At 69.9% G+C, this 15303-nt stretch carries 14 protein-coding genes; 4 read left to right on the top strand and 10 right to left on the bottom strand.

The window, feature by feature from the left end; translation table 11 throughout:
• The first annotated feature begins 119 nt into the window (after positions 1-119).
• Together ACSEEN_RS18155 and eat are read left to right on the top strand one after the other, a co-directional pair.
• Positions 120-887 (top strand): phosphotransferase enzyme family protein, encoded by a 768-nt coding sequence (locus ACSEEN_RS18155; protein WP_440713947.1) that lies wholly within the window; start codon positions 120-122, stop codon positions 885-887.
• A 92-nt stretch (positions 888-979) separates the two neighbouring features.
• Positions 980-2416 carry an ethanolamine permease gene (gene eat / locus ACSEEN_RS18150; protein ID WP_440713946.1) on the top strand — a complete coding sequence of 479 codons (1437 nt, stop codon included), beginning with the start codon at positions 980-982 and terminating at the stop codon, positions 2414-2416.
• 695 nt (positions 2417-3111) lie between these two features.
• Here eat and ahcY read toward each other — a convergent pair.
• The 10 genes from ahcY to ACSEEN_RS18100 form a co-directional block, all read right to left on the bottom strand.
• Positions 3112-4593, bottom strand: coding sequence for an adenosylhomocysteinase (ahcY, locus tag ACSEEN_RS18145; protein ID WP_440713945.1), 1482 nt, complete (start codon positions 4591-4593; stop codon positions 3112-3114).
• 153 nt (positions 4594-4746) lie between these two features.
• Complete coding sequence (locus tag ACSEEN_RS18140) at positions 4747-6396, bottom strand: amino acid permease (RefSeq protein WP_298441995.1); 1650 nt, start codon at positions 6394-6396, stop codon at positions 4747-4749.
• Between the two features lie 133 nt (positions 6397-6529).
• Positions 6530-7483, bottom strand: a complete 954-nt coding sequence (locus tag ACSEEN_RS18135) for a cation diffusion facilitator family transporter (RefSeq protein WP_298441993.1) — start codon at positions 7481-7483, stop codon at positions 6530-6532.
• A gap of 126 nt (positions 7484-7609) precedes the next feature.
• Positions 7610-9424: an SLC13 family permease gene (locus tag ACSEEN_RS18130; protein WP_440713944.1), complete on the bottom strand. Its 1815-nt coding sequence runs from the start codon at positions 9422-9424 to the stop codon at positions 7610-7612.
• Positions 9425-9500: 76 nt separating this feature from the next.
• Entirely contained in the window at positions 9501-9788 is a 288-nt protein-coding gene (locus ACSEEN_RS18125) for a WXG100 family type VII secretion target (RefSeq protein ID WP_247864890.1), read from the bottom strand.
• A gap of 37 nt (positions 9789-9825) precedes the next feature.
• Positions 9826-10143, bottom strand: a complete 318-nt coding sequence (locus ACSEEN_RS18120; RefSeq protein ID WP_440713943.1) for a WXG100 family type VII secretion target — start codon at positions 10141-10143, stop codon at positions 9826-9828.
• An 81-nt stretch (positions 10144-10224) separates the two neighbouring features.
• On the bottom strand, positions 10225-11571 hold the full coding sequence (locus ACSEEN_RS18115; protein ID WP_440713942.1) for a hypothetical protein: 1347 nt from the start codon (positions 11569-11571) through the stop codon (positions 10225-10227).
• Positions 11568-11873: a type VII secretion target gene (locus ACSEEN_RS18110; RefSeq protein WP_298441986.1), complete on the bottom strand. Its 306-nt coding sequence runs from the start codon at positions 11871-11873 to the stop codon at positions 11568-11570. Before ACSEEN_RS18110 ends, ACSEEN_RS18115 begins: the two co-directional genes overlap by 4 nt.
• Positions 11870-12268: a YbaB/EbfC family nucleoid-associated protein gene (locus ACSEEN_RS18105; protein ID WP_440713941.1), complete on the bottom strand. Its 399-nt coding sequence runs from the start codon at positions 12266-12268 to the stop codon at positions 11870-11872. The genes ACSEEN_RS18110 and ACSEEN_RS18105 overlap by 4 nt, the downstream gene beginning before the upstream one ends.
• Positions 12265-12627, bottom strand: a complete 363-nt coding sequence (locus tag ACSEEN_RS18100) for a hypothetical protein (RefSeq protein ID WP_247864895.1) — start codon at positions 12625-12627, stop codon at positions 12265-12267. The genes ACSEEN_RS18105 and ACSEEN_RS18100 overlap by 4 nt, the downstream gene beginning before the upstream one ends.
• A 220-nt stretch (positions 12628-12847) precedes the next feature.
• On the opposite strand from ACSEEN_RS18100, the gene ACSEEN_RS18095 reads away from it, so the two are divergent.
• Both ACSEEN_RS18095 and ACSEEN_RS18090 read left to right on the top strand, forming a co-directional pair.
• Positions 12848-14140, top strand: coding sequence for a MinD/ParA family ATP-binding protein (locus ACSEEN_RS18095; protein WP_440713940.1), 1293 nt, complete (start codon positions 12848-12850; stop codon positions 14138-14140).
• A gap of 111 nt (positions 14141-14251) precedes the next feature.
• Positions 14252-15295 (top strand): alpha/beta fold hydrolase, encoded by a 1044-nt coding sequence (locus ACSEEN_RS18090; RefSeq protein WP_247864897.1) that lies wholly within the window; start codon positions 14252-14254, stop codon positions 15293-15295.
• Positions 15296-15303 lie beyond the last annotated feature (8 nt).

Below are 15303 nucleotides of genomic sequence, written 5' to 3'. Positions count from 1 at the left end.
CAACAATGACAGGCTCCACTCCAGCATCGGCACGGTCCCGCCCGCCGAGTTCGAGTCCGCCTACTACGCCGCCCTCAACCGAGAGCTGCACCCCGTATAGGAGCGGCAGAAAACCTGGGGTGATTCACGTCGCCGAGGTCACCCGCGGCGACGAGACCCGGCTGGTCGACGCCTTCGAGTTCATCCCGGGCGAGATCGCCGAGTCACCCGACTCGGGAATCGACTTCTTCCACCTCGGATCGATCACCGCCGAGCTGCATCGCCATGCGCGCGGCTGGACCCCGCCGGACGGATTCCGCCGATTCAGCTGGGACCTCGGCACCATGCTCGGCAGCGAGGGCCGGTGGGGCGACTGGCGCGACGCGCCGAATCTCACCGACGAGGACCGCGAAAGCATCGAGCGGGCCGAGGAGAAGGTGCGCGAGCGTCTCACCCGGTTCGGCACCGGCTCCGAACGATTCGGCCTCGTGCACTCGGACCTCCGCCTGTCCAATCTGATCGTCGACGACCGCCAGATCGTGGTGATCGACTTCGACGACTGCGGCTGGAGCTGGTATCTGACCGACCTGGCCGCCACCATCACCTGGAACGAGGCGGCCGACGACGCCGGGGACCTCGTCGAGCAGTGGCTGCTGGGCTATCTCGCCAACGGCGACCTGGAGCCCGCGGCGATCGAGGAGATCCCGACCTTCGTCATGCTGCGGCGTCTGATGATCACCGCCTGGATCGGCACCCACCCGGAGGCCGAGCCCGCCCGGCTTCTCGGCGGACACCTCGCGTCGGAGACCGCCGCACTCGGTCGCCGGTACCTCGACGATCCGTCGTGGTTCGCGTACGACCACGACGATCTCCTCGGCCGCGCCCGGCCCGCCGCTTCACCGAACTGAAACTCGCGGCTTATCGCCGCCACCACCCTCGAGGCGCCACGACCGGATGCCCTCGACGTTCCCCCTTGCCCCGCTGAGAAAGGTTGCCGACCGTGTCGATATCGAACGAGAGTCACTTGCCAGGAGGTGTCGAAGCCCACCGCGAGTCGGCCGAGTACTTACACAAGAGGCAGCTCAAGCGGGGAACCGCGGGATGGGTGCTCGTCGCCGGACTTGGCGTCAGCTACGTGGTCTCCGGCGACTACTCGGGCTGGAACTTCGGCCTCGCGCAGGGCGGTTTCGGCGGTCTGGCCATCGCCGTCGTGGTCATCGCGGTGATGTACTTCTGCCTGGTTCTCGGCATGTCCGAGTTGTCGGCCTCGCTGCCCGCCGCGGGCGGCGGCTACACCTTCGCCCGGCGTGCCCTCGGTCCCTGGGGCGGATTCGCGACCGGCACCGCCATCCTGATCGAGTATTCGATCGCGCCCGCCGCGATCGCCACCTTCATCGGGGCCTATGTCGAGTCGCTCAACATCTTCGGAATCAAAGACGGCTGGTGGGTCTACCTGGCCGTCTATGCCATCTTCATCGGCATCCACCTCGCCGGAGTCGGCGAAGCACTGAAGGTGATGTTCGGTATCACCGCGGTGGCCCTGGTCGGCCTCGTCATCTTCGCGATCGCCGCGCTCACCAAGTTCGACGCCGGGAACTTCACCGACATCCCCGCCACCCACGCGGCGGGCGCATCGTCGTTCCTGCCATTCGGGTTCATCGGCATCTGGGCGGCGATTCCGTTCGCGATCTGGTTCTTCCTGGCTATCGAGGGCGTGACGCTGGCCGCGGAGGAGACGGAGAACCCCGAGAAGAACATGCCGAAGGGCATCACCACGGCGATGGTGATCCTCATCATCACCTGCGCGATCGTGCTGATCCTGGCCACCGGAGCCGGCGGCGCACTCCTGGTCTCCGGGTCGGGCAGCCCGCTGGTGGATTCGCTGGGCAGCGGGGTGGCCGCGAAGCTGGTCAACTACATCGGCCTCGCCGGCCTGATCGCCAGCTTCTTCTCGGTGATCTACGCCTACTCGCGTCAGTTGTTCGCCCTGTCCCGCGCCGGATACCTCCCCACGGTCCTCTCGGTGACGAACCGCCGGAAGGCACCCACGCTGGCGCTCATCGTGCCGGGCGTGATCGGTTTCCTGCTGTCGATGAGCGGCAAGGGCGACATCCTGCTCAACGTCGCGGTGTGCGCCGCGGCCATCAGCTACGTGCTCATGATGGTCAGCCACATCGTGCTCCGCAGGCGCGAGCCGGACATGACGCGTCCTTACCGCACGCCGGGCGGCACGATCACCACGGGCGTCGCGCTGGTGATCGCTCTGGTCGCGGTCGTCGCCACGTTCCTGGTCGACGTCGTCGCCGCACTGTGCTGTGTGGGCGCGATCGCCGTGTTCATGCTCTACTTCGCGCTGTACAGCCGCCACCATCTCGTCGCGAACTCCCCCGACGAGGAGTTCGCGGCCCTCGCCGAGGCCGAGAAGGAACTCGAATAGTCCACCGACGCCCCCGCGCGCCTTCCCACGATTCCCGCCCGGTCCTGCCGGGCGGGAATCGCCGTCTCGCCGCCCACAGCTGACGGCTCACGAACGAGAAACGGGTGCCCGGCCCCCTGGCACGGGAGCGGGAACCCTCTTCAGCTCAGCATTCCCCGTCGGGCGGGCGTTTCGACACGGCTCGTCACTTCGTTCCTCACCGGCTCAACGGGCAGCTACAGGCACCGTCTCGAACACGGAGCCACGCACTCGATTCCACCGGACAAGCCCCGACCTCGCGCACGCCTCCTGCCCGAGCACCGAACTCTCGCCCCCTTCGCCCGGTCCCTCGTTCTCGCCCCCACTGCCGAGGGCGCGAGAACGAGAAATGGGTGCCCGGCACCCCTGACAAGAGGGCGAGAACGATCTCCGATCCAGCATCGCTTCAGAACGTCCCCCGCCAGGTGGGCGTTTCGACACGGCTCGTCACTTCGTTCCTCACCGGCTCAACGGGCGGCTACAACCACCAACCCGAACACGGAGCCACACACTCCATTCCACCGGGCAAGCCCGCTGAGCACTCGCGACCGACCCGACGAGAGAGGCCCGCCTCGCGCATATCCTTCTGTGGCTCGAGACGGGCGCGGATTCTAGACACCGACATCGAAGGGCCGAAGAAGGACATGTGCGAGGCGGGCCGCCCGCGCACTGACGAATCAGTAGCGGTAGTGCTCAGGCTTGTACGGCCCTTCGACGTCCACCCCGATGTACTCGGCCTGCTCCTTGCTGAGCTTGGTCAGCGTGCCGCCGAGCGCCTCGACGTGGATGCGCGCGACCTTCTCGTCGAGGTGCTTGGGGAGGCGGTACACCTCGTTGTCGTACTCGTCGTTCTTGGTCCAGAGTTCGATCTGCGCGATCACCTGGTTGGAGAAGCTGTTGCTCATCACGAACGACGGGTGGCCGGTGGCGTTGCCGAGATTCAGCAGGCGACCCTCGGACAGCACGATGATCGAGTGCCCGTCCGGGAACACCCACTGATCCACCTGGGGCTTGATGTTGATGCGGGTCATACCCTCGGCGGATTCCAGGCCGGCCATGTCGATCTCGTTGTCGAAGTGGCCGATGTTGCCCAGGATGGCCTGGTTCTTCATCTTGCCCATGTGCTCGAACAGGATGATGTCCTTGTTGCCGGTCGACGTGACGACGATGTCGGCGTCGCCGATCGCGTCGTCGACGGTGACGACGTCGAACCCGTCCATCAGCGCCTGCAGCGCGTTGATCGGGTCGATCTCGGTCACCTGGACGCGGGCGCCCTGACCGGCGAGCGACTCGGCGCAGCCCTTGCCGACGTCACCGTAGCCGCAGACCAGCGCCTTCTTGCCGCCGATGAGGACGTCGGTGCCGCGGTTGATGCCGTCGATCAGCGAGTGGCGGGTGCCGTACTTGTTGTCGAACTTGCTCTTGGTGACCGAGTCGTTGACGTTGATCGCCGGGAAGGCGAGGTCGCCGGCCGCGGCGAACTGGTAGAGGCGCAGCACGCCGGTGGTGGTCTCCTCGGTGACGCCGCGCACCGATTCGGCGATGGCGGTCCACTTGTTCGGGGTCTCCGCGAGAGTCTTGCGCAGCAGCGCGAGGAACACCTTGTACTCGGCCGAGTAGCCGTCGTCGTCCGGCGGCACCACGCCGGCCTTCTCGAACTCGGCACCGCGCAGCACCAGCATGGTGGCGTCGCCGCCGTCGTCGAGGATCATGTTGGCCGGGCCGGACTCCGCCGGCCAGGTGAGCATCTGGTCGGCGGCCCACCAGTACTCCTCCAGGCTCTCGCCCTTCCAGGCGAACACCGGAACGCCCTGCGGCGCCTCCGGGGTGCCGTGCGGGCCGACGACGACCGCCGCGGCGGCCTCGTCCTGGGTGGAGAAGATGTTGCACGACGCCCAGCGCACCTGTGCGCCGAGCGCGACGAGGGTCTCGATGAGCACGGCGGTCTGCACGGTCATGTGCAGCGACCCGGAGATCCGGGCACCCTTGAGCGGCTGGACGTCGTGGTATTCGCGACGCAGTTCCATCAGGCCGGGCATCTCGTGCTCGGCGAGCCGGATCTCCTTGCGGCCGTATTCGGCCAGCGCCAGGTCGGCGACCTTGAAGTCGATCCCGTTGACGACGTCGGCGTGCAGTGCGCTGTCGGGCGCGGTGGTCATAAAGTCCCTCTCGGTGTACAGCAGAAATCTCCGGACGTTCTCCGAGGAGGAACGCCGTTCGGATTGTCGTTCATCAGGCTAGCCTGCGCTGCGGACAGACGCCGGGCCGGTCCGCGATGTCGCGGACCGGCCCGGTGGTCGTGCGGTGGTGCGTCAGCCGTCGTCGCCGGCCTTATCGCCCTTCGCCTCGGTCGGTGCGGAACCCGCCGGCGGCGCGTCGTCCGGGCCGAGGGAGTCGAGCGGTCTGGCCAGGTCCTCGGCGCTGATGATCGCCGCGACACCGTCGGTGTAGCCCGGAACCTCACCGCGACTGCGCAGTCCGACCGCCGAGTGGTTCATGCCGTACACCACGTAGATCACGAACCCGATCGCCATCCAGACCACGAACCGGATCCAGGTGAGGGCGGTCAGGTTGAACATCAGCCAGGCGCAGGCCAGCACCGAGAGGATGGGCACGAGCGGCACGAACGGCACGGAGAAGCCACGCTTGAGGTCGGGCCGCGTCTTGCGGAGCACGATCACCCCGATCGACACCAGGACGAAGGCGAACAGTGTGCCGATGTTGACCATCTCGCCCAGCTCACCCATCGGGAAGAAGCCGGCCAGGAACGCCGACACCACGCCGACGAGCACGGTGATGCGGAACGGGGTACCGCGGCTGCCGGTCTTGGCGAGGCCGCGCGGGAAGAGCCCGTCGCGCGCCATGGCGAAGCCGACACGGGTCTGGCCGAGCAGCATCACCATGACGACCGTGGTAAGGCCGGCCAGACCGCCGATCACGATCAGCCACTGCGCCCAGGTGATGTGGTGGATCCCGAAGGCCGTCGCGAGTGTCGAGTGCTCACCCTTCAGATCGGTGTACTTCACCATTCCGGTCAGGACCAGGGTCACGCCGACGTACAGGACGGTGACGATCGCGAGCGAACCGAGGATGCCGCGGGGCAGGTCCTTCTGCGGATCGCGCGCTTCCTCCGCCGTGGTGGCGACGACGTCGAAGCCGATGAAGGCGAAGAACACCAGCGACGCCGCCGCCAGCAGGCCGTACCAGCCGTAGGTGGAGCCGCCGGCACCGGTGACCAGGGAGAACAATGTCTGGTGCAGACCTGTCGCGGAATCCGCCGCCGGCGCGGACGGGGGAATGTACGGGGTGTAATTCTTCGGCGTGATGTAGAAGGCGCCGACGATGATCACCAGCAGCACCACCGCGACCTTGATCGCGGTGATGATCAGCGACACGATCGACGAGAGCTTGGTGCCCAGCACCAGCAGCAGCGTCAGCACCGCGATCAGCAGCACCGCACCCCAGTCGAAGGCGCCGAACGGCTTCTCGGCGTTACCCCAGGTGATGACGGTGAAGTTGGTGTCCGAGGACTGCCGCCCGGCGATCAGGCACAGGAACTCGTTCAGATAGTTCGACCAGCCCTTGGCGACCACGGACGCGGCGAGGGCGAACTCCAGGATCAGGTCCCAGCCGATGATCCAGGCGACGAACTCGCCGAAGGTCGCGTACGAGAAGGTGTACGCGCTGCCGGCGACGGGCACGGTGGAGGCGAACTCGGCGTAGCAGAGGGCCGCGAGGCCGCACGCGATCGCCGCGAGGACGAAGGCGAGCGAGACCGACGGACCCGCGATGTTTCCGGCGGTCTGCGCCGTGAGGGTGAAGATACCGGCGCCGACCACCACCGCGACACCGAAGACCGTGAGGTCCAGCCACGTCAGGTCTCTCCGGAGTTTGGTCTCCGGTTCGTCGGTGTCCGAGATCGACTGTTCAACCGATTTCACCCGAAGAAAAGGGTTGCTCATCGGGCCTCCTCACGGGTTCGGGCGCACGCGGCGCCGGGAACGGGTCGCGTTCAACCTAGCGAAGCACCCGCGCCAGTACGGCGCTTTTCGCCAGGTGTCGGCCCGAATCGGTCCGTCCGCGGTAGTCCCGCGGTCAGGACGTGCTCGATGTGGAGGAGGCCCCGGCCGCATCCGATCCGCGATCGATGTCCGGTTCCAGGTAGATCACCCGGGTCTGCGGGACAGCGGCCCGCACGCGTGCTTCGGCGTCGTCGATGGCGGTCGCGATCTCGGTGGCCGTCGAGCCCGGTGAGATCGCGATCTTCGCGGCGAGCAGCATTTCCTCGGGGCCCAGATACTGCGTCTTCAGGTGGATGACACGGTCGACGCCGCCGCCGACCAGCGCCGCCCGGATGGCCAGGTCCTCCGGTTCGGTGGCGCCCTCGCCGATCAGGAGGCTCTTCATCTCGGTCATCAGGACGATGGCGATGGCGCCGAGCAGCACACCGATCGCCACGGTGCCGATGCCGTCCCACACCGGGTCCCCGGTCGCCATGGTCAGGCCGACGCCGCCGAGCGCCAGCACCAGACCGATCAGGGCGCCGGAGTCTTCGAGCAACACCACCGGCAGCTCCGGGTTGCGGGAGTTCCGGATGAACCGCCACCACGACGCGTCGCCCTTGAGCGGGCGCGACTCCTTCTGCGCGGTGAAGAAGCTGTACCCCTCGAGGCCGATCGCGACCAGCAGGATCACGACGGCGACGATCGGCGATTCCAGGCCGTGGTCGTGCGAGTGGCGGATCTTCTCCGCGCCCTCGTACAGCGCGAACAGCGAGCCCAGCGAGAAGATCACCAGGGCGACGACGAAGGAATAGAAGTAGCGGGCCCGCCCGTAGCCGAACGGGTGCAGCTCATCGGCCTGCTTCGCGGCCCGTTTCTGGCCGAGCAGCAGCAGCCCCTGGTTGGAGGTGTCGGCCACCGAGTGCACGCCCTCGGCGAGCATCGACGACGATCCGGTGATCGCGAAGCCGACGAACTTGGCCGCGGCGATCCCGGCGTTCGCGGCGAGGGCCGCGATGATCGCCTTCTTAGATCCCTCTGCAGACATGGGATGTTCCTCTCCAGCTCCGTGCCGGCCACGAACCGATCGCGGCGGCAAATACCCCGCCAGCGTAGTGCGGCGGCCTCGGTGCGGCACGATCGGTCCGCGTACGCGCCCGGCCGGATATTCGAGTTACGGGCGGAACGGCCAGAAGACCGGAATCACGAAGACCGCGACCACCAGCCAGGCGGCCATGAGCACGGCGCCGAGGCGCCAGTAGTCGCCGAATCGGTAGCCGCCCGGACCCATCACGATCATGTTCGCGGGGGTCGCGATGGGGGTGAGGAGTGAGGCGGCACCGGCCACGCAGACCAGCATCAGCACCGGGCGAGGATCGACGTGCACCTGCGCGGCAGCGGCCAGCGCGACCGGGATCACGATGAGCACCGTGGCCGCGTTCGAGATGAACTGGCCGAGCACCGCCGTCAACACGAAGAGCGCGGCCAGCAGCAGATAGGGGCTGCGGCCCTCGGCGAGCGCGACGATCGGCCTGGCGATCAGTTCGGCCCCGCCGCTGTCGGCGATCGCCGACGACATCGGCATCAGCGCCGCGATGAGCACGAGAGTGGACCAGGAGATCGCCCGGTACGCCTGCTCGGACCGGAGCACCCCGGTGCCCACCATCGCCACCGCCCCGAGCAGCGCCGCCACGACCGGAGGCACCACCCCCGACGCGAGCAGCGCGATGGTCCCGACCATGATGACCGCCGCGCGCGGCGCCGTACGCGCCAGGCCCGCCGTCTGCCGCCGGAGCTGCTCGGATGAGCCCACCACCAGGACCTCGTGGCTGTCGTCGAGCGACTCGATGGCCGGCCACCGGCCCTGCACCAGCAGGGTGTCGCCCTCGGCGAGATCCACCCGGGTCCCGACGTCCTTGTTCCGTCGCCTGATCGACAGCACCAGCAAGTCGTCGTCCGGCCGTACCATGCCCGGAAACGCCGGAGTCCCGACGAGCGGCGAACGCGGCGGTATCACCACCTCGCTGATCCCGGCGTCGCGGTCGACGAGCTGCCGGCCGCGGCGCGCCGCGATGTCCTCGACGACCAGCCCGCACCGCAGCGCCAGTCCCTTGACGTCGCCGTCGGCCCCCGCGACCACCAGCACATCACCGTCGGCGAGCGGCCGCCCCGCCCCCACGACCCGCGCGGCGGAACCGTGCTGGGTGCCGAGCAGCACGACAGGAGATTCGTCGACGACATCCCGCGAACTGACGCCGATCGCCGCCGAACCCGCCTCGACGCGGAGCCGGTAGACACGCCGGTCCAGGTCGTAGTGGTCCATCACGTCGCCGAGGTAGTCGCGCAAGTCGGCGAGCAGGTTCTGCGAGGCGCGCTCGGGCAGCAACCGGCCACCCAGCAGCACGGAGAGACCGACCGTCACCGCCAGAATCGGCAGCCCCACCAATGCGAACTCGAAGAAGCCGAATCCCCGGCCGGTCGCGGCGACCGCGGCCTCGTCGATGATCACGTTGACCGGACTTCCCGACAACGTCAGCAACGCACCCGCACTGGCGGCGAAGGCGAGCGGGATCAGCACCCGCGAGGGCAGCAGCCCCGCATGCCGGGTGATGGCGACCGCGACCGGGACCAGGGCGGCGGCCGCACCGTTCACCGTGATCAGCGCGCTGAGGATCGCCGCAAGCACCGTGATCGCCGCGGTCACCCGCAGCGGCGACGTGCCGGCGACGCGGCTCATCGCGCCGCCGATCCAGGCGGTGATCCCGGAGGCCTCCAGCCCCGCGGTGACGACGAACAGCGCCGCGATGAAAGCGATGACCGACGCACCCAGGCCCGCGGTCACGTCGTCGACGCTGATCAGGCCGCAGAAGTACAACACGAGCGCGGAGCCGACGGCCACGATCCCCACCGGCAACCGGTTCCACACGAAGAGTGCGACCGTCACGCCGAGGACGATCAGGCTGACGACAGCATCCGACACCCGTCCCATCGTGCCAAACGCGGCGCCGTCCGGCGGCGCTCCGGCCCCGATCCGGTGGGCCGGGAATCGGGGCCGGAGCAGCAGGTCACACCCCGAATGACTTGCCGACCCGCTGATCGGTCTCGTGCATCCGGGTGCTGGCCTTCGCGACGCCGGTCCCGAGGCCGTCGAGACGGGTGCGCGCGTCGGCGAACAGCGAGTCCCAGCGCTGCTGCGCGGCGAGGTAGTCGACCGCACCCCCGGACTCCCAGTTCGCGGCCAGACTGTGGACCTGCTTCTTGAGCTGTCCGGACAGCTGCTCGAGCTGCGCGAACTGGTTCTTCAGGTCGCCCGAGAGGGTCCCGAGATTCTCGAAGTTGTAGCGGATGTTCATTGTTCCCCCGTGGATAGTGGTGGTTGGTGTCGCCGGGTCAGAGATTGAGGCCACCGGCGGCGGCCGACACGATCGTGTTGCCGGCGTCGGTGTCCTGATCCTCGTACCCGAGGAAGCCGGTGGTGAGCTTGCGCTCGATGTCGTCGAGGGCGTGCTCCAGATTCACCGCGGTGGCGTGCCAGTCGGTGTGGGTGACGTCGAACGACGACGCCGCCTTGCCGACCCAGTCCCCCATGCCGCTCGCCGCCGAGGTCTTGATGCGGCCGATCACGCCGCGCATGTCACCCACGATCGCCTTGATGCTCGACGCCGCGGCCTGACCGGCCCCGAGGTCGAGATTGAGTCCGTGTGCCATTGCCTGCTCCTATTCGTTTCTTTCTTCATCGCCGCCGGACCACTGGACGGGTCCGGTCGGTCAGTCCTGGTCGCCGTGCCCTCACACCGGGGCGCCCGGGGCGTCGATCGTGAAGTCGACGTCGACGATCACCGGCGGCGGCGCCACCTCGCCGAGAACGGCGCCGGTACCCGTCGCACCGTCGGGCACCGCGGCGAGCACGGCGGTCCGGGCGGCCGTCGTACCCCGAACTCCGCCCCCGGCGGCGGGGGCCATCGGCGCGAACGGCGCCATCGGCGCGGCGGCGACCGGGCGGGTCCACCCCGCGGCCGTCGACCCCGACGAGGGTGTCGCACCGGTGGCCGGCTCCACGCTGACCGGCCGGTCCCCGAGGACGGGCTCGACGGCGGGCACTCCTCCGCCACCGCCGAGTCCCCCGCCGGCAGCGCCACCGCCGCCGGGCAGCCCCGAGGGGCGCACGGTCGGCGGCGCGGTGGGTGCCGGGGAGCCGCCGCTGGGTGTCGTGGTCCCGGTGCCCGCCGGCGCGGGGACCGCCGGAGCCGGACTCGGAGTGGCCGGTGTGCCCGCGGGCGTCGTCCCTGGCCCGGTGGCCGAGGTCAGCAACGTGCCCGCGAGTTGCAGACCGGACGAGACGAGCGGTAACGCGGCGTCGATCAGGCCGGAGAGCTGGCCGAGCGTGACCGGTGGCGACGTGACCGGAACCTTGGTTCCGTCGACGGCCATCTTGGCGGTCGGCGCGGCCAGTTGCGCACGGGTGGCCGCGATCACCGCGAGGCCCTCGGCGAGTCCTTCCGCGGCAAAACCCAGCGCGGCGAGTTGCCCCGGCGGCGTGAGAATGGCCGGCATGGTGCCGGCGATGAGCCCGGCCGTCTTGACGATCACCGAGGTCAACTGGGCCAGCCCGGCGCCGACGATGGACAGTCCACCCTGGATGTTCGCGGCCATCGACGTGCCCTGCGCGGCGAGCGTCCCGCTATCGGCGGCCGACATCGCCGACTTGGCGGCGGCACGCTGACCCGACTGTCCCGACCACAGACCGTCGAGCGCTTTGAGCGCCGTGGTCGCCGCCCCGGCTCCGGATTGCAGGGTCTGCGCCAGCCCGGTGAGCATCGTCGTCGGGTCACTGCTGCTCGGCAGCGTCCCGGTGCCGAACGATCCGAGCAACTTGCGCAGCGGTTCCAGCAGGGCGAGCGGATCGAGCGGTGGCAGGGCGGGCAGCTCGGGCAGGCCGGGCGGAGCGAAGAGCGCGCCGAGGTCGGGCAGATCGCGGAGCAGTTCCGAGGGGGTGCGGTCGAGCAGCGCGGTCAGTCCGGTGGGCGCGAGCAGGTCGCCGAGGGTGGGTTCATGCAGGACGCTGACGGCGGGTTCGTGCAGGGCGCCGAGGGCGGGTTGGTGCAGGACGGTTCCGGACCCGCCGTGCTCGCTCATGCCGACGCGATTCCGGCCGCGCCGGCGCCGTCGGCGCCGGTCAGCGCGCCCAGTCCGGCCAGGGCCGCGGCGGCGGTGGCCGAGTGCACGGCGGCGAGCTGCCCGACGGACGCGAGGTGGTTGGCCTGGGCGACGGCGAACGCTCCCAGGAACTCCTGGCCGATGACGCCGAAGGCGGTGGTCATCACCGCGGTCTGCGCCGCGCAGTCGGCGGTGCCCGCGGCCGCGGTGGCGGCACCGAGCGCCGCGGCCGTGGCCGCGAACGACTCGACTGCCTGTGTGACGACGGTCAGCTGGTTCATCGTTCCCCCTCGATCGGTACGGTCCCGCCGGCTCGCCCGGCGGGTGCGTGATAGTTGGACGCGGCGGAGCCCCCGCCGGTTCCCTCCGGTTCCGGCGTGTCGCCGAATTCGGCGAGGAAATCGCCCGTGAGCTCGGCCTGCCGCGCCCGCAGTTCGCGGGCCCCGGCGGCCGCCGCCTCCACGATCAGCCGGGCCAAGTGCGCCGCGTCGCCGTTACCGGCACCGGGTAGCAGGCGCACATCGGCGAGCCCGCCGGCCGCGTCGACCCGGACGACGATCCGGCCGCCGTCGGTCCGGCTGGTCACCGACAGCGCGTTCAGGTCGTGCTGGATCCGTTCCAGTGCCGCCAGGTGCGCACCGGCCTGCGCGACGATCGCGTCCATCGCGGCGGTCACGACCGCACCTGCTCCCGGCACCACCGGTCGGCGTCGTCCTCCAGCCGCACCAGCTCCGCGCGGTCCGGCAACCCGAGCGCGTCGAGCACTTCCGCGTCGACACCCGCCTCGGCCAGGGCGAGACGCCGCCGATGCGCGCCGTCGCCGCGGGCCAGCCGGCAGAGCACGACGATCCGCCGCGCCAGCACGTCGAGGCTGACGGCGAGTTGCGACTGCGCTATCCGCAGCCCCACCGGCAGGCCCTCGGCGGTCGTCGTGACCGACAGCGAACCGCACGGCGAGGACGCGTACGAGAGCTCGGGCGCCGGAGGTGCGGCGTCGGAGTCGGGGCGGAGCGGGTCGTCATCGAGTTTCGTCATGAGGTTTAGACGCACCGGCGGCGATTCCGGTTCCCTGTTTCACCGGAAATCTCCTCCACCACCGCCCGCCACGGCCGGGAGGCATTCCCTCTTGGACGCGCCGGCCGCCGTTCCGGTTCCATCCTCCGTTTCCCGGGCGTGGCGCGCCGCCGCGCGCGTAGCGTTCGGCTCCCGGCCGGCCGGAATCCCCGGCCCGACCGGCACGACAAGGGGGATCACCATGACCGACACACCCGTGGCGCTGCCGCCGTGGCTCAGTGACGACGACGTCCGCGTCGACCTGTCCAGGGTCGGGGTACCCGACGGACCGCCCCAGGCACGACCCGCCGACACCGCCTATCCGTCCGCGCCGCCGTCCGGGCACCCGGCCGTCGGTTCCCCGCACCTCCCGGCACGACCGGCAGCGGCCGTTCCCGTACCGCCGGTCCGGCCGGCCACGCCCGGACGACCGGCTCCCGGACCCGCCGGACCCGCGCCCGAGCACTCCGGACCCGCACACGGCGGACCCGAGTACAGCGGACCCGCACACGGCGGACCCGAGCACGACGCGCCCCCGCACTACGCTCCCGGCCCCGCGCTGGATCAGGTGGCCCTGCTCCGCAAGGCCCGGCGCGCCCCGGCCGGCGGCTGGCGGCGCGCGGTGCACAACGTGTCCGGCGGACTGGTCAATCCGGGCGAGTCCCCGGCCGAGCTGGAGTACCAGGAGCTGCTGGAACGGCTCCGGCGCCCGGTACGCGGCGACTACCGGATCGCCGTGCTGTCACTCAAGGGCGGTGTCGGCAAGACGACCACGACCGTCGGCCTCGGTTCCACCTTCGCCGCCCTGCGCGGCGACCGGGTGATCGCCATCGACGCCAATCCCGACCTGGGCACGCTGGCGCAACGCATTCCGCTGCAGACCGACTCGACCGTCCGCGATCTGCTCGCCGATCCGGCCATCCACCGCTACTCCGACGTGCGAGCGCACACCTCGCAGGCACCCAGCCGGCTAGAGGTACTCGCCTCCGAACGGGATCCGGCGGCCGCCGAGGCGTTCACCGAGCGCGAGTACCGCGGGGTGATGGCGATACTCCAGCGCTACTACAACATCGTGATCACCGACTGCGGTACCGGCCTGAGCCACGACGCGATGAGCGGTGTCCTCGACCTGGCGGATGCCCTGATCCTGGTCAGCTCGCCGGCGCTGGACGGGGCGCGCAGCGCCGGCGCCACCCTCGACTGGCTGGCCGGGCACGGCTTCGGTCACCTGATCCCGCGGTGCGTCGTCGTGCTGAGTTCGGCGCGGCCGGGATCGTCGTCGATCGACACCGATCAGCTGGCCCAGCACTTCCTCACCCGGTGCCGCGCGGTGCAGCCGATCGGCTTCGACGACCACCTCGCCGAGGGCGCCGACATCGACCTCGAACTCCTCAATCGCAAGACCCGGCGGGCCTTCGTGGAACTCGCCGCGGTGATCGCCGACGACTTCGGCGGCACCGCGCTGAGACGGCGCCCACCGTTTCTTCCCGACTGAGAGGGCGGGCACATCGTGACAACGCCGAGTGGCACCAAGGCGCGGCCCGGGGTTGAATAACAGGCGAAGACCCGGCAAACGCGTCGGGTTACCGACTGTTGGGAGCCCACCATGGCTGAGTCCGACGCCACACGCGGCAAGGGCGTGCCGCCGGTCCGGATCGAGTACCACACGATCCACGGACACCGCCGCGCCTACCGGATCGCGGGCGAGGGCCCGGCGATCCTGCTCATCCACGGCATCGGCGACAACTCGTCGACCTGGGAAGAAGTGATCGGCGAGCTGGCCCGCGACCACACCGTGATCGCGCCCGATCTCCTCGGACACGGTCTCTCGGAGAAGCCGAAGGCCGACTACTCGGTGGCCGCGTTCGCCAACGGCATGCGCGACCTGCTGGTGGTCCTCGGCATCACGAAGGTCACCGTCGTGGGGCATTCGCTCGGCGGCGGCGTCGCGATGCAGTTCTGTTACCAGTTCCCGCGCTTCGTGCAGCGGCTGGTGCTGGTGGCGGCCGGCGGCGTCACGCACGACGTCAACCCGGTGCTGCGCCTGGCGTCGGTGCCCGGCATGCCCACCGCGATGCGCGCCCTCGGCCTGCCCGGTGTCCTCCCGCTGCTGCGCGGCACCGCACGCGCCCTGGACCGCGCCGACGAGGCCGGATCGATCCCGGAGCGGCTGGCCCCGCGCAACGTGATCACCGACCACCGCGACCTGCTGCGCATCATCGGCGACCTGAGCGACGCCCGCGCCCAGTCCGCGTTCATCCGGACGCTGCGCGCGGTGGTCGACTGGCGCGGACAGACCATCACCATGCTCGACCGCGCCTACCTCACCGAACCGCTGCCCCTGCTGGTCGTGTGGGGCGACAAGGACACGGTGATCCCCGTGCACCACGCGCACCTGGCCGGCGCGGTGATCCCGCACGCCGAGGTGGAGATCTTCGCCGGCGCCGGGCACTTCCCGTTCCGGGACGACCCCGATCGCTTCGTGACCCTGCTCCGCGGCTTCCTCGCGCGGACCGAGCCGAACGAGTTCGACCCGCTGAACTGGCGCCGGATGATGGTCGACGGGCAGCGCCTCGACGAGATGGTGGGCGATGACGCCCTCCTGGAGGACGTGTTCGTCGCCCTGGAAGAGGAACGCAGCGTCAGCTGATCGGACCA

The sequence above is a fragment of the Gordonia marina genome (assembly GCF_052036135.1).
Lineage (GTDB): Bacteria > Actinomycetota > Actinomycetes > Mycobacteriales > Mycobacteriaceae > Gordonia.
This window is presented reverse-complemented; position numbering and strand designations above follow the sequence as displayed.